Source organism: Sulfitobacter sp. NFXS29 (assembly GCF_040148765.1).
Taxonomy (GTDB): domain Bacteria; phylum Pseudomonadota; class Alphaproteobacteria; order Rhodobacterales; family Rhodobacteraceae; genus Sulfitobacter.
Map to the genome: position 1 here is coordinate 265,432 of NZ_JAGDED010000002.1, position 18,254 is coordinate 283,685.

General features: G+C 61.6%; 15 protein-coding genes. 1 reads left to right on the forward strand and 14 read right to left on the reverse strand.

Going from position 1 to position 18,254, the window contains the following annotated elements; translation table 11 throughout:
- Positions 1–3: 3 nt before the first annotated feature.
- From J3456_RS06175 to J3456_RS06200, 6 genes are all read right to left on the reverse strand, one after another.
- The gene (locus J3456_RS06175; RefSeq protein WP_349579363.1) at positions 4–1,083 is read right to left on the reverse strand and encodes an efflux RND transporter periplasmic adaptor subunit; all 1,080 of its coding nucleotides are present in this window, start codon (positions 1,081–1,083) and stop codon (positions 4–6) included.
- A 2-nt stretch (positions 1,084–1,085) separates the two neighbouring features.
- Positions 1,086–1,676 (reverse strand): TetR/AcrR family transcriptional regulator, encoded by a 591-nt coding sequence (locus tag J3456_RS06180; RefSeq protein ID WP_120350395.1) that lies wholly within the window; start codon positions 1,674–1,676, stop codon positions 1,086–1,088.
- A 118-nt stretch (positions 1,677–1,794) separates the two neighbouring features.
- Positions 1,795–2,706, reverse strand: a complete 912-nt coding sequence (locus J3456_RS06185; RefSeq protein WP_349579364.1) for an AEC family transporter — start codon at positions 2,704–2,706, stop codon at positions 1,795–1,797.
- Between the two features lie 110 nt (positions 2,707–2,816).
- Positions 2,817–5,057 carry a TRAP transporter permease gene (locus tag J3456_RS06190; RefSeq protein WP_349579365.1) on the reverse strand — a complete coding sequence of 747 codons (2,241 nt, stop codon included), beginning with the start codon at positions 5,055–5,057 and terminating at the stop codon, positions 2,817–2,819.
- 111 nt (positions 5,058–5,168) lie between these two features.
- Complete coding sequence (locus tag J3456_RS06195) at positions 5,169–6,149, reverse strand: TAXI family TRAP transporter solute-binding subunit (protein ID WP_067935707.1); 981 nt, start codon at positions 6,147–6,149, stop codon at positions 5,169–5,171.
- 287 nt (positions 6,150–6,436) lie between these two features.
- Positions 6,437–7,423: a zinc-dependent alcohol dehydrogenase family protein gene (locus J3456_RS06200; RefSeq protein ID WP_349579366.1), complete on the reverse strand. Its 987-nt coding sequence runs from the start codon at positions 7,421–7,423 to the stop codon at positions 6,437–6,439.
- Between the two features lie 157 nt (positions 7,424–7,580).
- On the opposite strand from J3456_RS06200, the gene J3456_RS06205 reads away from it, so the two are divergent.
- Entirely contained in the window at positions 7,581–8,486 is a 906-nt protein-coding gene (locus J3456_RS06205; protein WP_349579367.1) for a LysR family transcriptional regulator, read from the forward strand.
- Positions 8,487–8,504: 18 nt separating this feature from the next.
- Here J3456_RS06205 and J3456_RS06210 read toward each other — a convergent pair whose 3' ends face one another.
- The 8 genes from J3456_RS06210 to J3456_RS06245 are packed head-to-tail and all read right to left on the reverse strand — an operon-like array spanning position 8,505 to position 18,184.
- Positions 8,505–9,218, reverse strand: coding sequence for a hypothetical protein (locus J3456_RS06210; protein WP_349579368.1), 714 nt, complete (start codon positions 9,216–9,218; stop codon positions 8,505–8,507).
- 47 nt (positions 9,219–9,265) lie between these two features.
- Entirely contained in the window at positions 9,266–9,625 is a 360-nt protein-coding gene (locus J3456_RS06215; RefSeq protein ID WP_067630899.1) for a response regulator, read from the reverse strand.
- Positions 9,622–11,625, reverse strand: coding sequence for an ATP-binding protein (locus tag J3456_RS06220; protein WP_349579369.1), 2,004 nt, complete (start codon positions 11,623–11,625; stop codon positions 9,622–9,624). Before J3456_RS06220 ends, J3456_RS06215 begins: the two co-directional genes overlap by 4 nt.
- A complete protein-coding gene (locus tag J3456_RS06225; protein ID WP_349579370.1) occupies positions 11,612–12,577 on the reverse strand; it encodes a response regulator in 966 nt (321 codons plus the stop codon). Before J3456_RS06225 ends, J3456_RS06220 begins: the two co-directional genes overlap by 14 nt.
- A 4-nt stretch (positions 12,578–12,581) precedes the next feature.
- A complete protein-coding gene (locus tag J3456_RS06230) occupies positions 12,582–13,997 on the reverse strand; it encodes a hypothetical protein (protein ID WP_349579371.1) in 1,416 nt (471 codons plus the stop codon).
- Positions 13,994–15,886: a glycosyltransferase family 2 protein gene (locus J3456_RS06235; protein ID WP_349579372.1), complete on the reverse strand. Its 1,893-nt coding sequence runs from the start codon at positions 15,884–15,886 to the stop codon at positions 13,994–13,996. The genes J3456_RS06230 and J3456_RS06235 overlap by 4 nt, the downstream gene beginning before the upstream one ends.
- A 6-nt stretch (positions 15,887–15,892) precedes the next feature.
- Positions 15,893–17,836, reverse strand: coding sequence for a hypothetical protein (locus tag J3456_RS06240; RefSeq protein WP_349579373.1), 1,944 nt, complete (start codon positions 17,834–17,836; stop codon positions 15,893–15,895).
- 12 nt (positions 17,837–17,848) lie between these two features.
- Positions 17,849–18,184, reverse strand: a complete 336-nt coding sequence (locus J3456_RS06245; RefSeq protein ID WP_349579374.1) for a hypothetical protein — start codon at positions 18,182–18,184, stop codon at positions 17,849–17,851.
- Positions 18,185–18,254: the final 70 nt, after the last annotated feature.

Genomic DNA, 18,254 nt, shown 5'->3' on the forward strand with positions numbered 1-18,254 from the left:
CGCTCAGTCTCCGAAGCCAACAAAGCGGCGCACGGCGGCACCGTCTTCAAGCTGGCTTGCGCCGCTCACCACGATCTCTTGCCCATCGGAAAGCCCGGCTTCGACTTTGACATCGCCGCGCGCGGTGGGGGTGATCTCAACCGCCGTGCGGGCGACCGTGCCCTCGCGTGCGCCGGTGGGGTCAAAGACCATGACATAGGTACCGCGGTCATTGCCCACTACGATGGCGGAATCGGGGACGATGATGCTCGACCCGCCGATGTTCAGCGTGGCGCGCACCTCAACCGAGGCACCGGGCAGCGGCACGAAATCCTCGGGCAAGTCCGCGCCAAGGGTGATGCTGTAGGTCTGGCCGACATCCGCCGTCTCGGCATTGTATTCGCGGATCTGCATCGGGTAGCTATTGGCGTTCGCCGGGAATTTGGCCATGAACCGAACATTCGGATCGCGCCCCGCGCGGAGGAACAGGGTCTCGGGCACATCGATTTCGACGCGAAGTTCGGACATGTCATGCAGACGCACCACCGGCGTGCCCGCGCTGACGGTCGAGTAGTTGGGCACCAAGCGCGAGGCCACGATCGCATCGAAAGGCGCGTGCAGGGTGGCATTCTCAAGATCACGCTCGGCGTTGCGCACGGCGATATCGTTCACCGTCACGGCGGTTTCGGCGTCTTGCAGATTGACCTCGGCCACCGAGGACCCCGCCAATTTCTGATAGCGTTCCATGGTCCGACGGGCCTGCGCATCATTGGCCTGCGCTTGCTCTAACGCCAGTTCAAACGGCTCTAGATCCATCCGGGCGACGATCGAGTCCTTGCTGACCGTGGCCCCCTCTTCGACCGGAAATTGCTCAATCTGGCCGCCGACCTGAAAGGCAAGGTCCACGGTTTCACGTGCAACCACCTTGCCGAAGAACACGCGCTCCATCTCGGCGTTGCTGACCTTGACCGTCTGCAGCTTGACCACCGGGATTTCGGCCGCCGTGGCCATCGGCGCGGCCACACCGCCGGCCAGGGCCAGCGCAAATCCCAATAGCCGCCCTGCGCCCGAACCGCGCATCGTCTTAACAAGCCACATGGCCATGGTTAGTCTTCCTTATGAATAGCATCCGGCACGGGCCCAAGGGCGGCGGTCAGACTAAGTTGTTTGAGCGTGCGCAGCTGCGCGAGAAAATGGTCACGGTCCAGCGCGTGCATGCCGGCGGCTTTGGCGGAACGCTGGATAAAATCGGCAAGTGCCTCGACGGTCAGGCCATTGCGGGTGAGCGCCGCCTCATGGGGCTGCAACACCTCGGCGATCACGCCACGGAAACGCCCGGCGGAACATTGCAGCGCCTCTTGGCTGACCGCATTGGCCCCGGCGATGAAATCCTGCGCGTTGGGCATCGCCTGCATGGTGTCATAGCCGCGCACCGCCATCCGGTCAAAGATCAGGTCCAGCTGTGCCCCCAGATCGGGTGCATTGGGCATCTCTTCGGCGATCTCTTGCAGCGCCAATTCGGTGTAGCGTGCAATCAACCCACGCAGAATGTCATCTTTGTTGCGAAACCGGTTGTAGAGGGTCTGGCGCGAGACACCGGCCTCTTCGCACAGATCGCCCATGCTGGTGCGCTTGACCCCATAGCGGGAAAAGACATGCAGCGCAGCGTCGAGCACGGTCTTTTCAAGTTCGGTCATGCAGGCTCCTTGGCTGTGGTCAAGGGCAATTGGACAGTTGGACCGAATATGTCAACCTGTAAAACCTTTGCCATGCGGCAGGCGCAGATCACATTCGCGTTTCACACATGGTCCGGGCCTAGGGCGCGGAAATCAGGCTTCCCAAATAGAGTGTGAGCGGCAGGGTGAAAAAGCTCAGCAATGTCTGCGTGGTGATGATCGCGGCCATCAGTGGCGCATCGCCTCGCATCTCACGCGCGAGCGTATAGCTGGCCACCCCGGTCGGCAGGGCCGCGAAGATCAGCGCGATTTGCAGGGTCAGTGGCGCAGGGGTCAACACCAGCGCCGCCAGCAGCACCGCCAGCGGGTTCACCAGATGTTTGCCGATGATCGAGAGCCCGATGACCGAGACAGACCCCGAAAGCCCCCGCAGTCGCAGATTGGCCCCAACACAGAGCAGCATAATCGGCAGCGCCGCATCGCCCAAGATACGCGCGCTTTCGTGCAGGACCGGCACTTCGTGCAGACCGGCGAAGTTGAAAAGCACACCCGCAAGGATACCCAAGATCAGGGGGTTCTTGATCAGCCCTTTAAGGATCGACTTACCACCCCCGCCCAATTGGCGGGTCATAAGCGTCACCACCGTCACATTCACCACCGGCACCAGCAGCGCAGAGCCCAGCACCGCGATCTGTAGCCCCGCCGTGCCAAAGACGGCTTCGGCAATCGCAAGGCCAATGAAGGTGTTAAACCGCGCGCTGCCCTGCATCAGCGAACTGCCCTGCGGCGCGGCATACCGTCGGCCAAAAAGCCAGCCGCAGAAAATCGCCGCAAAGAACCCCGCATAGAGCAGAAGGGCATAATCGCCCAAGCCCCCGCTGAGGTCTGCCGCCGAGATCTTGGCGAAGAACAGCGCCGGCATCAGCACCCAGTAGACCAACCGGTCATTCAGGTTCCAGAACTTGGTCGACGGAATGCCGCCCCGTCGCAGGCCGTAGCCCATCAGGATCAGCGCAAAGACCGGCGCGATCGCCAGAAAAATAGTGAACATATTAACCGCCCGGAAGGATCGCTCGGACCCTAGGCGGCGCTTGGAGCGGATGCAACAGGGGCCGCTGCCTCAATTAAAGGCACCCCGGCCCCGAAGGGCCGGGGCTTGGATCAATCGCTGCCGCGCACGGCGATTTGGGCGTCTGCAGCGGGGCGGAACTTCAGCTGGATGACAAAGATCAACGCCGCGATCGCGATGCCGATCAGGTCGGTCACCAAACCGCCTGCGATCATGCACAACGCCGCAAGGACCAGACCCAACCGGATGAACCACGCGGCCAAGCTGCCCGCAAACCAGCCCTGCATCCCCGAGGACAGCAGATAGACCCCGAATACCGCCGTGACGCCTGCACGGATCACCTCGAACCATGTGCCGTCCATCAAGATCGCGCCGTTGTAGAAGAACATGAAGGGCACGATGAAGGCCGAGATGCCGATCTTGAAGGACGCCACCGAGGTCTCCATCGGGTTGGCCCCCGATATCCCCGCCGCCGCGTAACTGGCCAGCGCCACGGGGGGCGTGATGGCCGAGACGACGGCGAAGTAGAAGACAAAGAAGTGTGCCGTCAGCAGCGGAATGCCCAGTTGCACCAGCCCCGGTGCCACGACCGAGGCCGCCACCGCATAGGCCGCCGTGGTCGGCATGCCCATCCCCAGCAGGATGGCGATACACATGGCAAAGAACAGAGCGAGGAACTGGCTCGCCTCTGCCAGCCCCAAGAGCACCGAAGAGAAACGCGCGCCGACACCGGTCAGGCTGATGACGCCCACAATGATACCGGCACAGGCACAGACCGCGATGATCTGGATCGACATGATCCCGGCAAGGTCAAAGGCTTTGACGATGCTGCGCGGCCCCATACGGAAGGGCGTGAACCACGACACAACCGCCGCCGCCGCCGTCGCCAGCGTCCCCGCGCGGATGATCGAATAACCCATGAACAGCGCATAGATCAGAATGATGATCGGGATGAACAGGAACACCCGGCGCAGCATGTCCTTGAGCTTGGGCAGCTCTTCAGAGCGCATGCCGCGCATCCCCAGCTTGGCCGCTTCGAAATCCACCATGAAGTAGATCGACACGAAGTAAAGCACCGCCGGGATAATCGCCGCCACGGCGATGTCAGTGTAAGGAATGCCCGTGATCTCGGCCATGATGAAGGCGCCCGCCCCCATGATCGGCGGCATGATCTGCCCACCGGTCGAGGCCGCAGCCTCAACCGCGCCTGCGGTGCGGGCCGGGTAGCCGACTTTCTTCATCAGCGGAATGGTCAGCGACCCGGTCGCCACCACATTGCCCGCCGAGGTGCCGTTGATCATGCCCATCAGGCCCGAGGCGAAGATCGCGACCTTGGCCGGACCACCGCGCGAACGGCCAGCGGCGGCAAAGGCGAAGTTGACGAAATAGTCGCCCACTTTCGATGCCTGAAGGAAGGCAGCGAAGATGATGAACAAGATGATATAGGTCGAGGATACCGCCGTGGTCGGCCCAAGGATGCCCGCATCGGTGTAGACTTGGCTAAAGAACCGCGTCCACTGGATGTTGGGCGCATTCAGGAAGCCCGGCAGCATGTCCCCCACAAAAACGTAGATCAGGAAGATGCCTGAGATCACGATCAGTGCCAGCCCCGCCACGCGGCGCGTCAGCTCCATGATCAACGCGGTGCCTGCGACGGCGGCGATGGAGATGCCGATGGGCGCGAAAGGCGTGCCCGTCGAGTTGCGCATCAAGGTGCTGTACATGGTGATCAGATAGATCGCCACGCCGATGCCACAGACCGACAGCAACAGGTCTGCGGGCGAAACCTGCCCCCGCTCACGGCCCCGCAGCCAACCGACGACGATGCCGATAGCGGTCGCGGCCACCAGCGGCAGGCCGTAGTGGTAAATCTCAAGGTTCTTGAACTCGGGGCTCATGCCGTTCCACTGCACCCCGGAGTTGATCTGGCTGGCGATGCCCCAGGCAGTCCAAATCGAATAAAGCGCCGGGATCATCGCGGCCCATGCCACGAAATCCAACGGATGACGGCCCTGCCCCGTGCCTTCATCGACAAAGCCACGGGCGGAGTAGAGCGTGAAGCCAAGGATCAGCGCGCCCGCGATGTGCACGATGCGGAAGTTCCACGTCTCCATCGGGAAGGTCGGCAACAACGGGAGGCGAATGCCGGTCAGCTCACCGATCGACATGCCGTTGAGTGCCGCCATGTGGAAGAAGGCATAGATCGCCGACATCGCCGCAACGACCAGATAGGTGCGCCCGGTGAATATGCGGCGGTTGCTTTCTACCGGTTCGTCATCGACCCCTTCGGCGACAATCGGGCCCTGAGGGTCGGCGCTATGCTGGTCTGTCATGGAGGCTTCCTTTCCCGATATCTGCGCGGGATCTGTCCCGGCACTCTGGCGGGATGATGGCAAGATGCCGCCCCGATTAGGGACGGCATGCAAGTTTGTCTAGGCGTTTGCTTAGTTACCGTAGATCATATCGTCGGAAATATCGGCATCCGCGTTCTCTTTGAACCATGCCGCCGCGCCGGGGTGCCATTTCAGCACGGTGTTCTTTTCCCAGTTCTCTGGCAGGGAGGACGCAGCCGCCTTGTGAATGCCTTTCATTCGCTCATTGTCGGACATGACCACATCCACAGCCGCTTTGACGAAGGATTCCGGCAGATCGCAGTTGGCGATGGCGAAGTTCCACATGGAGACCGACCGCGCATCCGCTTCAAGCGTGGTGTAGGTGCTGGATGCGATGTCGAACTGGGACACCGGGAATTCTTCGAGCAGTTTGGCCTGCTCTTCCTCGGTGAACTCGATGATGTTCACATCTGTCTGCACTTCGAGCTGGCTGACCGCGGGGACCGGCACGCCGGCAGCAAAGGCGATCACGTCCAGCAGACCATCCTGCAACTGGCCGCCCAGGTCGGTCCAGCCGCCGTTGCGGCGCTCATACTCGACGCCCAGCGTGTCCATCATGCGTGGGAAATAGGTGTCGGAGGTGGAGCCCGCCGGACCAAAGCCGATCTTGGCACCCGCTGGAATGTCAGCCACGGTTTCGATGCCCGAGGACGCAAGCGCGGTCACCGAGAAAGGTGTCTGGTACATCGGGAACATCGCGCAGGCTTGGGTCATTTCCAGACCGGGTGCGATGGGGTTGGTGCCAGCCAGCGATTCCGCTGCCGGGCCCATTGTGGTCATGCCGAATGCCGCTTCGCCGGTGTGGACCAGCGCCATGTTCTGCATCGGGCCGCCGGTGACTTCGCCGCCGCCTGTCAGGCCCAGTTCTTTGGCCACAAGGTTCGCCCAGCCGGAGCCATAGGCAAAGTAGGTGCCGCCTTGGCTGGCTGTGCCGACGGTAAAGCTGCTCGGCCAGTCGGATTTATCAACGTCCTGTGCGGCGGCAGCGCCTGCCAGAATCGTGGTTGCAGCGAGGATTGCGGTGAATTTCATATCTCTCTCCCTTGGTTGCTTTTAACGGGCGTCGGCACAGGAGCCGCGCGCCGCTGCTGTATTCAGCTTGTCCGGCCAATTAACTGTACTCTGACAGGCAGAGGCAAGACCGAATTTACCGCCGAGCGCGAGATGAGGAAGAAAGAAGCGGGCCACCCTTGGGTCAAGGACGATTTCCTTGGCGCTTGCCTGCCCACCCTTCCTCATCAAAGGGAAAGTTAGGGCAGCAAACAACCCCTACCCCGCCGCAAAAGATACGCGGCGGGGCGGGAGGATTTCGGGCCGGATCAGACCTCAATCACCACCTTGCCGATGGCCTGCCCGCTTTGCAGCCGCGCATAGGCCTCGCCAACTTGGCTCAGATCAAAGGTCTTTTCGTCCAGCAAGGGTTTCACTGCGCCCTCATCCACCAGCGTGGCGAGGTTGCCAAGGATTTGCCCATGTACCGCGCGGTTCACGTCGTGCAGCATCGGCAAGAGCATGAAGACCACGTGCAGGGACAAGCCGCTGAAGTGCGCCGGGGTCAGGTCGATTTCCGACAGGGCCACGGTTGTCACCACATGGCCGTTCAGCGCGGCGGCAGCGAAAGAGTTGGTCAGATTGTCCCCGCCGACGGTGTCGAACACCGCATCGAACCCGCGACCCGCGGTTTGCCCGGCCACGTACTCTTCGATTTTCTGGGTCTTAAAGTCGATGGCCCGCGCGCCATAGCCTTCGATCACCGCAAGCTGGTCATCCCCGGTACCGGTCGAAGAAACCTCGGCCCCCAGATGCCGGGCCAGTTGGATCGCCAGATGACCCACGCCGCCTGCGCCGCCTTGGACGAGCACCTTCTGCCCGGCCCCGACGCCCGCCCGGTGAAGCCCTTCCCAAGCGGTGATGCCCACCAGCGGCAGGGCAGCCGCCTCGCGCATCGAGAGCGATTTGGGTTTATGGGCGATCAGCCGCGCGTCGGCGCGCATGAATTCGGCCAAGGCCCCTTGCAGATCTGCCAAGCCGCCGGCGCAGCCATAGACTTCGTCACCCACGGCGAAACCGGTGACACCTTCGCCCAGTTCTTCGATCACCCCAGCGAAATCCATGCCCAAAACGGCAGGCAGATCGGGCGACAGGGGCAGGTCTTTGCCCGCGCCCTTGATCATGGTGTCGATGGTGTTCACGCTCGTCGCTTTGACGCGCAGCACCACATGTCCGGGGGTGGCCAAGGGGCGCGGCAGTTCGGCTTCGACAAAGGGAGCATCAGCGCCGTAGCTGGTGAGGGTCATAGATTTCATCGGTCTATCTTTCGTTAGATGTTGCGTTGAGGCAGATATAGACCAGCGGGATACGCCAGATAATCCGGCGAGAGCTGAGTTCAGTTTCTTGATATTGAATACAATGACAGCCGCCTGTACGCTGGCCCTGCGGATAGCCCGCAGCAAGGACAGCCCCATGGACATCGACAACCTGCGCCTTTTCGTCATGGCTGCCGAACGGCTTAACATCTCGGCCGCCGGGCGCGCCTTGGGGATGGCCCCTGCCGTGGCCAGCGCGCGTTTGGCCAAGCTTGAACAGGAGCTTGGGGTTGAGCTTTTGCGGCGCACGACGCGAAAGGTGTCGCTGTCGCTGGATGGGTCCGACTTTCTGCCCTATGCGCGGGAGATACTGGCGCAGGCCGATGCCGCGCGGGCCATTCTAGGTGGGACCAAGGCGGGGCCGAAGGGCATTTTGCGCTTCGCCGCCCCCAGCAGCTTTGCCCAACGCCATATCATGCCGCTGCTGCCAAAGTTTCACGAAACCTACCCTGAACTGACCCTTGATCTGCGCCTCTCCGACACCCGGTTTGACGCGATCGAAGGCAGTTTCGACCTCGCCCTGCGCAGCGCGCCTTTAACCGACAGCAGCCTGCGGGGGCGCAAGCTGGCCGATGACACCCGCGTTCTCTGTGCCGCGCCGTCCTATGTGGAAACCTATGGGATGCCGGACACCCCTGCCGACCTGCGGGATCATCACTTTATCGCGTGGGGCGATCTTGAACCGCGCGCGCTGATCGGGCCGGAGGGCAAGGCCGCCACGCTAGACCCCGGCAAGATGACCTGCCGCGTCATCATGGACGATGGCGATGCCCAGCGAGAGGCGACACGCGCGGGGGCTGGCATCTCGGTCAATTCGCTGTGGAGCGTGGCGGATGAACTTGCCTCGGGCCAGCTGCTGCGGCTGCTTCCCGGCTGGCGGATGAATGACCGCTCGGTGCTTTGGCTGGTCTACCCGCGCTCAAACGTGCTGACCCCCAAGACGCGGTTCTTCATCGACTTTCTGATCGCCCACCTCGGCAACCGCCCCGACTGGCGCGATTGAGAAGGCCCGCCGAGCGCCTTAAAAGCTGTGCCAAACCCCGACTTTGACCTTGGTCACGCTATCGGTGAATTCATGCGACAGGCCGAACTCCAGAAAGCTGTTCTCAGACACTTTGACCACATGCGAGGGCGCGAAGGCCAATGTCTCATCTCCGTCAGAGGGGGCCGCGAATTCCAGCTTGAAAATCGACAGGTTGCCATTCGCGTGGTTGATGCCAAAGGAACTGTCGATCTTGCCCAGACCTTCGCCATCTTCGTAGAGGGCATAGGTGCTTTCCACCCCCAGCCAGCCGCTGCCCCATGCGCCGGACACCGGGTGGCCCCATGACAGACCGGGCCGCAGGGCCGCAACCGCGCTGCCATCGCGCTCGGCCCAGCCAAGACCAAGTTCAGCGGCGAAAACGTTGTCCCCCTCAGGTGCCCCCAGTGGGTAGCGCAAGAAGGCGATGGCGCTGACCTGACCGGCGTCTTGGCTTTTGCCGATGTCGAGGCCGAAGGTCAGCTTCTCGGTGACACCGTATTCGTAGTAAAACGCGCCATAATCGCCGAAGTCGGGGCCATCGACCGTGGATTCATATGACAGCGTTACAAAGCTTTTGTCTTCGCCCCGCGGCCAAGCTGCCGATGTCACCTCGCTTGCCGAAACGGTCAACGCTGCAAAGGCCGAGAGGAAGACGAGGCCGGACCATATGCGCCGCGTGGATTCTGAGGGCATCTGTGCTGTTTGGGGCATGATAAGTTCCGGTTAATCAAAGCCGCGAGGGGCTGCGCGATGAGGTATTAGGCGATCGACCGAATGAAATCCGCCAGCTTTAGCGGTTTGAACGGTTTGTGCAGAATGTAGTCGGCCCCAAGGGCGCGAAACTTCTTTTCCGATTCCGGCGAGGTTTTGGCGGTGCACATCACGATCTTCGTGTCGTCCAAATCCGCATTGGCCCGCGCACAGCGCAGCACCTCCATGCCATCGGGGGGCGGCATCATCACATCCAGCATGATCACGTCGAAAGACTGCGTTTCCATCGTGGCAATCGCGTCTAGCCCGGTGGCTGCGAATGTCGGTTCGATGTCATCTTCGGTCATGATCGCAAACTCGATCAACTCGCGGATGTCATCCTCGTCATCGACGAACAACACTCTCATGCCGGGGCCCCCTGCTCGGACGTGGCACCAGTATCACGGGCGAAACGCACATAGAATGTGGTGCCGGGGTTTTCATCTCCGTCTTCTTCAGAACGCGTCTCAAAGCTTACATCGCCATCTTGTCGCAACACCAACTCCCGCGTGATGGCCAGCCCCAGCCCCGTGCCATTCGCTTGGTTCTCGCGAGAATGCACAGGGTCAGCGAACCTTTTGAACATACGATCATGCGCGGATCTAGGGATGCCTGGCCCCGCATCGCAGACATAGAACGTGACCCATCGGTCGTCCACCTCGGCGCCGATTTTTACCGTCCCGCCGCGCGGCGTATATTTGACCGCGTTCGAGATCAGGTTGGAAAAGATCTGCTGCATTCGCACGGTATCCACCTGCACATAGGCCTCTTGCGCGGTGTTTGGCCCTGCGTGAATGTCGAGCTGCACATCGCGGTTCACCCCATAGCCGGTGTTGGCGGCAATCGCCTCCGACAGCACCTCCGACACCGCGACCCGCTCTGCCTGAATGCTGAGTTGGCGTTGGTCGATGGCCTGAAGGGTCAGGATGTCATTGACCAGCACCAAAAGCCGGTCGGCGTTGCGGGTGGCCATCGACAACAGCTTGCCCGCGTTCTTTGGCATGGTATCGCCAAAGCGGTCGTGCAGAATTTCAAGCGACCCGGCAAGGGACGTGAGCGGGGTGCGCAATTCGTGATTGACCGAGGTGACAAAGGCCGTGCGCGCCGCCACCAGACGCTCTTCGGCAGAGATATCCTGAAGCACGTTATAGGCGATGTAATCCCCGTGCAGATGCAGTTTCATCACCCGGCATTGCACCGCCACACTCTCGTTCTCTCCCGAGGGGATCTGAACACGGTGAACGGCCACGTCTTCGTCCATTTGCGAGAAGGGAGGGATCATGCCGCGCAGTTTTTGAACGGCGTCGATATCCGATGAGACGCCCATCAGTTGCCGCGCCTTGCGGTTGGAGCGGTGCAGCTTGTTGTTGTCATTGTAGACGATCAGCCCGTCCCCGACATTCTCGAAAATCGCGTCGAATTCGCTCTGCGCCACGCGAATGCGCTCGCGGTCGCGTTCGGAATTGCGCAGGGCCTGCGCCAATTGGGTCGACTGCCGTCTGGCGCGGATCGCCGCGTTGATCACCGTCAGGAACAGGACCGTCGCAAGGCCCGCAAAGACCACCGTGCGCTGCCAGTAGCTTTGCATGACCGCCTCTTTGCTGCGCGTCACGTCGATATAAAGGTCGAGCGCCGGAATTTCCTTGCGCGCGCGGAACACCGGCGTGTCAGGATCACGCTGGGGCCGCCCCGAGGCAAAGGCGCGCTCTCCGTTGGAGGTCACCACCTCGACGTACATGTCCTGTTGCAGCCCGTCCAACGCGAGCAGCTGGGAGTAGTAGTCCTCGCCCAAGGACGACGCCAGCACCCCGCGCGGTTGACCGTCGATGCCGATCAAGGGCCATGCAATCGGCGTCAGCCGCCGCCCTGTGGCGCGCGATACGATAGGCACCCCGACCGTGTATTCATCAACATCAAGCCCGATCGCTGCCTGAAAATAGGCCCGGTCCCCAAGGTACTGCCCCATCAGAGGTTTGATCGTGGCCCAAAGCACGACCCCATCCGCACCAATCAGCACCAGCGCATCGACCTGTTTGGTCTCTTGCACGGCAGAATTCATCAACGCGCCATATTGCGCTTCGAATTGATCCGGGTCGCTCAGACGCGCGGTCGACAGCTCGTCGATGAGCCCCCACATCCGCACATTCGCAACCGAAAGGGAGGCATCGACCGCCTGCTCATAAAGCTCTGCGAAATGCTCAAGCTCCACTTCCGCGCGGGTGGTGGCGCGGTTGTAGTCGGACCATGTCAGAAACGCGAGCCCCACGAAATAGATCAAAACGACCGTTGAGATCAGCCCCAAAAACAGGGTTTGCGAACGCGAGGAAGGCTCCGCTTCGACTTTATTGGTGGGCTCAGTGCTGACCATTCCTTGGCAGATGTCCTATATCGTTTGCGGCAAGGCAGATCGTGCCCGTCGCGCTTGTTTTTCCAGCACTTTCGACGCCCTGAATGCCCCGCGCAAGCGACGTGGCGACAGCCGCGTCGGAGGGCGGTACGACACAGGCACTGACGCTCAAAGGACGGGATGTCCAGCCTTCTTTCACAGAGGCCGACGCCTCTGCCACGGCAGAGATAAACTGCTGCGCCCGCGCTTCAAGCTGCGCGTGGTCGGCATGAAGCGAGCCGTAGACGAACAGGTCATCCTCCCAATGGGCGAAACCGTCCCGTGCGGGGATATCGACCTTGCCAAAAAGCCCGGCCACAAGGCGCTGAAGCTCTTGCCGCTGGCCACGCGCCGCGTCTGATTGATCGCGGTCACCGTCGATCCGAAACACGATCAGACCAAGGTCTTTTTGCATCGCGGGGGACAACGACATAAGGTTGCCCTGAAAGCCGCCCTTGCTGCCAATAAGGCTGGGCACCGTGGCCTCTGAAAAGCTCTGCACGGCACGGCGGCGCGCGCCCCGGTTTTCGCCCGACCGGCGGCGGTCCAACTCTGATTTCAGGCGCAGGCAACTGCGCATCCGGGCCTGAAGCTCGATCTGGTTGAAGGGTTTGGTGACATAGTCATTGGCCCCCGCCATGAAGGCTTCGGAAAGGGAGCCCATATCTGTCCGGCTGGTCAGCATAATGATCGGCACATCGCTCCATCTGTCTAGGGCGCGGATACGGGCACATAGTTCGATACCATCGATATCGGGCATCATTATGTCCATCAGGATCAGGTCTGCGGCGGCCTCATCGCTTTCGATCGCGTCAAGTGCCGCGCGGGGATCGATGAAGCTGACGACATCGTCGAACCCAAGCTCCGAAAGCGTGGCATTGATGAAATCCTGCGCGATGTCCGAGTCGTCAACTGCGATAATTCGTGGGCTCATGATTTTAATTCCACTCGTTAATTCTTTCAAAAACAAGCCATTGGCTGTTTTGAAAAACCTCCTCATACCCCGGCAGCTGCGATAGTCTCAACTGCGGGAACCTGCGCAGAATTCTGTCTGCTGTGATCTGCCCCTCGGCCTGCCGCGGGACGACGATATAGTTTGTCCGCGGCACGCCCCCCTCAAGCGCCCAGTCGTAGGCAGGCTCTCCGGCGATCACCAGCCGGTCGATATTCCCCAAACCGACCACGATCTGAGGGTTTTTTTCAACATCTACCATAATTTCAGACTTGTCGCGCAAGAATGAAACAACTTCCTGCGTGGGGCGCGACGCTGCGTTCTCTTTCCCAAGCATGGCATTGGTCCAAACGCGGGTTTCGTTATGGGCGACATGGCGCATGACAAGCGCAGAGGTCAGCAGCGACAGCGCCATCAGGGCGATGGCAATGGGTTCGCGCAGCGGCAGGTTGGGCCAGAAGCGGATCGCGGCGACCAAGACGCCCAACATGGGCGCCAGCGCCATGGCCGGGTCGCCTTCGACGTGGAAGAACGTGTTCAGCGTATACCCGCCCAGCACCGCGCCCACGGCGGCCAGCAGCGGCATGAACAGGCGCGGGATCAGGATGTTGCGCAGGATCGCGACAATGGCCGCGGGGCCAAGCCCGGCCAGAATGACCAAATGCTCGCGCAGGGTCAGCGGCGTCGCGGTTTCCGACAAAAGCGGGATAAGGCGGCTGTCGAAGATCATGCTGACAAACATCAGCGACACCACGGCGGCAAGCACCGGATAGAACATCGCCACAAGATACCCCGTGGAAGAGGCTGCAATCATGCTGGGCCGCGCCGCCACGATCATGAAGGGCATCGCGCCCAAGCAGAGCATCAGACCGTAGCTGTCCGAAAGCGCCACCACCAAAAGCCCCACGGCCACTTTCATCATGTCCGGCGCGTTGCCGGTCAGCCGCAGATTGACGATGCCGCGCGCGAACAACCATGTGCCCAAGATACAGAACATCGTTTCAGGCCCATCGGCCAAGGCGCGTAGGAAGAAAGGGTTCAGCGCCAGCAGAAGCACGACCACAGCCGCGGTCACAGCCGAAAACTGCCCCGTATCGCGCAGATTGAGGAACCACATGACCAGCAGCCCCGCCCCCACCAGCGCAGAGAGCACGAAGGGCACTGGCACCTGTGTGTCAGGCAAGACCGCCTGCCCCAACAGTGACAGCGCATAGGGCACGGGCGGATAGAAGGCATCCGTCGCCTTGAAATGCACCGGCCCGTCGATTTGCACGATGGACTTGGCCCAGAGGTCGGTCACATCCATCGACATAAAGCCATGCGCCTCGGTCCAGCCGAGGCTGAGCAAGAGCATCAGCGCCAGCACGACAAAGCCAAAAGACCAAGAAGCCGCGCGGATCATTGTGCAGCCTCCGTCGCTTCGGCGCTGGCTTCGGCGACCTCATTGGCGGTGTGTTTGGACAGGCCGTGCTGGGTCTTCTCCCAGTAGAACGGGTTGAAGATCAGTTGCGACAGCGCCTTGTAGGACGCCACGGTCATCAGCACCCAGTAGCCCACAACCGTGATCCCCCAAGGGGCCAGATCGGTCCACCTTCGCCGGAAGGGCGCGACCATCGTGAGGTAGATCAGCAACCCGTTGCCCGCCAAAAGGTTGACCAGCGACAGGTAGAGCACCGGCAGCGGGAAATAGGGGGTGATCACCTCGGTCCCGAAGATCAGCCAGATGGCAAAGATCGACCAGAACACCGGGTTCAACAGGCCCGACAGCACCGTGCCCCCGATGAAGAAGATAAAGCCAAAGACCCCCGCACTGCCCACCGATTGCCACAGGTGGATCGGCCTGCGGCTGTGCACAAGGAAGGTCTGCATATAGCCTTTGATCCAGCGCGAGCGCTGGCGCACCCAGTTCGGGATCGAGACATTGGCCTCTTCAAAGGTCGTGGAGTCGATGACGCCGACGCGGTAACCCTTCTGCGTCAGGCGAATGCCCAGATCGGCGTCTTCGGTCACGTTGAAGGGATCCCATGCGTTCAACTCGCGCAGCACGTCCATGCGGAAGTGGTTCGAGGTGCCGCCCAGCGGGATCGGCACGCCCAAACGCTCCAACCCCGGCAGCATCAGGTCGAACCACAGCGAATAGTCCAAGGTGAACATCCGCGTCAGCCAGTTTTCCCGCGCGTTGTAGTAGTTCAGGCGGCACTGAATGCAGGCGGTATTGGGCGCGGATTGGTTGAAGGCGGCGATGACCTTTTTCAATTGATCCGGCTCTGGCTTGTCCTCGGCGTCAAAGATCACGAGGAAATCGCCCTGCGCATAGCGCAGCGCGAAGTTGCAGGCCTTGGGCTTGGTCTGCGGATGCGAGGCCGGGACGCGGATGATCTCGAACACGCCTTCGAGGTCCAGCTTGCGCGCCGCGTCGATCGTCTCGTGGTCGCCCTCTTCCAGCACGATCTTGATGTCGAGCTTGGCCAGCGGGTAGTCGAGATTGCGCAGCGCTTGGGCAAGGATCGGCAGCACCTCGGGCTCGCGGAACATCGGCACCAACACGGTATAGATCGGCAGGTCTTCGTCGCGCAGCAGCGACGCCTCAGCCGCGATGGCCCGCGATGAGGTCTCCTGCGCCGCACCGCCCAGCCAGACAAGCAGCGCCTTGAACAAGAAGTTTCCGGTGTAGAAAACGGTCAGAAAGACGTTCAGCACGATCAGCGTGATCACTGGCGAAAACGCCAGCCCCAGCAACAGGGCCGAGACCAAGAGGTAAATCACCAAGATCTGCGGCGGGGTCACGACATTCTGCGCCGACATGTCGGGGTCAAGCTCTGCCAAAGCAAAGACCGCCTCATGGGAATGTTTCTCGCGGAAGGCGCGTTGTAGCTGCCATGACACATCGAAATGCGATGCCACGACGATGGTCACGCCGGTGCCGTAAACCTCACGGATGTGCAACAGTGTGCGCGGCCCGGGCCGCGAGGTGGCCACCGTCAGGGTGCCATCCTCTGCCCGGCCAATCGGCACCGTCATAAACTGGTTCATCACAACCGGATCATACTGCCGGATCAGATCATCATCGGCGCGGTCTTCGATCAGATCGACCAGCGTCAGCCCGTGGTAAAAGGCGATCTCCCGGTAGAGTGTCTGCGTGGTCAGCCAGCGCCGCGACAGTAGGACCTTGACCAGAGAGACGTTCCAGTCTTCGGCCAAATCCTCTGCCGCGTCGAGCTGTTCAGCCGTCAGCGCGCCACGGTCAAGCAGCAGCGAACCAATGGCTTCGCTTTCGGCATCCAACGCCACGGTGACTTACGTCTCGTCTTTGCCGCGACGCGCGCGGTAGACGCGCTGGAAGACGATCAGCACAAGCAGCGTCACCAGCACCCAGATGGCCCCAACGATCCAAGGGCGGTACTTGGCCAACATCTGCGCAAGGCTGGTGCGGTCAGGGTAGACGACATCAACCAACGGGCTTCGGTCAGTGGCAGTGGCAAGGATCACCCCGTCCTGCCCGATGAGAGCCAGATCGCCCCGGTCCAGCATCATGGGCCGTTCGGGCGTCAGTTCCGGCGTCGGGCCATTGCCCGGACGCAGCCACAGACCACGGGTATCGCCACGGGTGACGATCTGTACCACACCAAGGCGCGACAGGTCTTCGCCCGAATAGATCAAGTTGTCTTGACGGTCGCGCAGCTCAATGCGGCCCTGATCAAAGGTGATCAGCGGGTCGCCATCTCCGGGGTTTTGCTCAGAGATCACAAAGAAAGGCTCGTCCCCTTCAAGCGCGTCAACCGAGGCGCGGGGCAGGATGGTGGCACGGTCCGGGATCACGCTGCCCGCAACGCCTGCGAGCCACGGCAGGGTTTGCGCGAAATCGAGCGAAATCGCGGGGTCGAGCACGACCTGAACGCCATTGCCGAACTCTTGTCGCAGGGCAAAGAAATCCTGATCCTGGGGCGCGGCATCGGAAAGCAACAAGGCGCTGCCGGGCAGGATTTGCGCGGGATAGCCCTGCGGTTTGAACCGGCATTCGCCGCCCGTGGGCTGACGCTGGATCGACACGCGCAGCAGGTTGTCGCGCCCCAGCAGGCCGCTGGGCACAGAAAAGGTCAATTGCTCGGGCTTGCCACTACCAAGGGGGCGGTTGCCCAAAAGCGTGTCATTCAGAAAGACCGAGGCCGTTGCCCCGCGCCCTTCGGGATCAAGCGCTGCGGCCAGATGCAGGTTAACACCGGCCACGCCCTTGCCCGCCGGAAGATCCGAGGACTGGAACGGAACAAAGAAGTCTTCGGTCGAGACCACGGCGCGCGGGGTGAGATCGGCCTGCAAAGCAGAGAGCGGCAAGCGGTCATCGAACGGAGCCTGAGCCCCCGCCACATCGACCACGGTCGCATCCGTGTTCGACAGGGCCGACCATTCCGACATCATCTGCCACAGCCCCACCTGCGGATCACTGCCGCGCAGGTTCAAGACCGGCAGGCCCGCTTGGGTGTCCACGGCCATCTCACTCGCCACGCCAGAGGCGGTCACGTCAAGCTGGATGACACCTTCGGACCATGCGCCCGTCGGGCTTGCCGTTTCGTCGCCAAAGATCAGTCGCCCTGCCTCGGCGTCAAACAACGCCGCGGCGCGGGTCGCGGCAGCCAGAGCGGCGAGGGAATCGTTTCCGTTGATCGCAAGGCGCGTATCCGCAGGACGCAGCCCCGCGAAGGCAGCCGATGTGTCGATTTCCGAGGGGTCCAGTTGCAACGTCACGGAAGACGCCGCCGTAATCTCAAGGAAATCCCCCGAGGCGCGCTCGTCCACGCAGACCCGATCACTGAGGGCGCCGGAATAGGACAGGCCCACGGCGATAAACCCGCCTGAGACATCTTCGGGGCTGAGCGGCACGGGCAGGCTCAGGCGCCCTGCCCCATTCGGCAGCGCCTGCGATGTCACGGGGCGGCCCGCGACCGAGACCTGCAAATAGCGGTCCACGTCGGTGGTGGAGGCGTGTTCAAGCGCTAGCTGCAAGCTGCCCGAATTCAGCGCATCCGCGTCGGGCAGCGGAATATAGATCGTCGCGTTTCCAGACAGTTGGCGGAAAGAAATGCCGTTTTGAAACCCAAGCTCCGCCAGATCAAAGGTCCGGGCGATCAGCCCCTCTTGAACCAACTGCGCGGGGGCATTTGCCGTTTCCTCTCCCGTGGTCGTTTGAGCGTGAACTTGAAACGGCAGCAAGGCCGCCAACAAACCAATTGCGGGATACTTCATGGAAAGGCTTTCTTAGATTTTTTCGACGACGCTATTGGCATCGGCCAGAGCCGTCTCAATTATACGAACATCATCGGCTGACAAGGGCGAAGAGGACTCATCGGCATCTTCGGCGACGCGCAGCCCCTTGCGCAGACAGTCTTCAATTTCAAGGTAATCCAGCATCGCGGCGTTCCCGGCCAGATCGTGCAGCATGCGGTGGACCTTGCGCGCTTTCGTCTCGCGCGGATCGGCCCCGTCCGTCTCGCGCAGCGCGTCAGAGACGGCCTGCAAGCGATCCGGGATCCCTTCGATAAAGCGTTTTCGCGTGGCGGCAACGCGCTGTTCATATGTCTCGGTAGGTGCCACAGATTGTCCTTCGTACCAGCCCGCAGCCGGGCATAGATCGCGCGTTTATATTATTGTTCGAAACCTGTCA

Excerpts from the sequence above, each read along its gene's own strand:
- J3456_RS06225 (WP_349579370.1), bottom strand. The coding sequence starts at position 12,577 with ATGAGCCCACGAATTATCGCAGTTGACGACTCGGACATCGCGCAGGAT.
- J3456_RS06220 (WP_349579369.1), bottom strand. The coding sequence starts at position 11,625 with ATGGTCAGCACTGAGCCCACCAATAAAGTCGAAGCGGAGCCTTCCTCG.
- J3456_RS06205 (WP_349579367.1), top strand. The coding sequence starts at position 7,581 with ATGGACATCGACAACCTGCGCCTTTTCGTCATGGCTGCCGAACGGCTT.
- J3456_RS06185 (WP_349579364.1), bottom strand. The coding sequence starts at position 2,706 with ATGTTCACTATTTTTCTGGCGATCGCGCCGGTCTTTGCGCTGATCCTG.
- J3456_RS06230 (WP_349579371.1), bottom strand. The coding sequence starts at position 13,997 with ATGATCCGCGCGGCTTCTTGGTCTTTTGGCTTTGTCGTGCTGGCGCTG.
- J3456_RS06240 (WP_349579373.1), bottom strand. The coding sequence starts at position 17,836 with ATGAAGTATCCCGCAATTGGTTTGTTGGCGGCCTTGCTGCCGTTTCAA.
- J3456_RS06190 (WP_349579365.1), bottom strand. The coding sequence starts at position 5,057 with ATGACAGACCAGCATAGCGCCGACCCTCAGGGCCCGATTGTCGCCGAA.
- J3456_RS06175 (WP_349579363.1), bottom strand. The coding sequence starts at position 1,083 with ATGGCCATGTGGCTTGTTAAGACGATGCGCGGTTCGGGCGCAGGGCGG.
- J3456_RS06195 (WP_067935707.1), bottom strand. The coding sequence starts at position 6,149 with ATGAAATTCACCGCAATCCTCGCTGCAACCACGATTCTGGCAGGCGCT.
- J3456_RS06210 (WP_349579368.1), bottom strand. The coding sequence starts at position 9,218 with ATGCCCCAAACAGCACAGATGCCCTCAGAATCCACGCGGCGCATATGG.
- J3456_RS06180 (WP_120350395.1), bottom strand. The coding sequence starts at position 1,676 with ATGACCGAACTTGAAAAGACCGTGCTCGACGCTGCGCTGCATGTCTTT.
- J3456_RS06200 (WP_349579366.1), bottom strand. The coding sequence starts at position 7,423 with ATGAAATCTATGACCCTCACCAGCTACGGCGCTGATGCTCCCTTTGTC.
- J3456_RS06215 (WP_067630899.1), bottom strand. The coding sequence starts at position 9,625 with ATGAGAGTGTTGTTCGTCGATGACGAGGATGACATCCGCGAGTTGATC.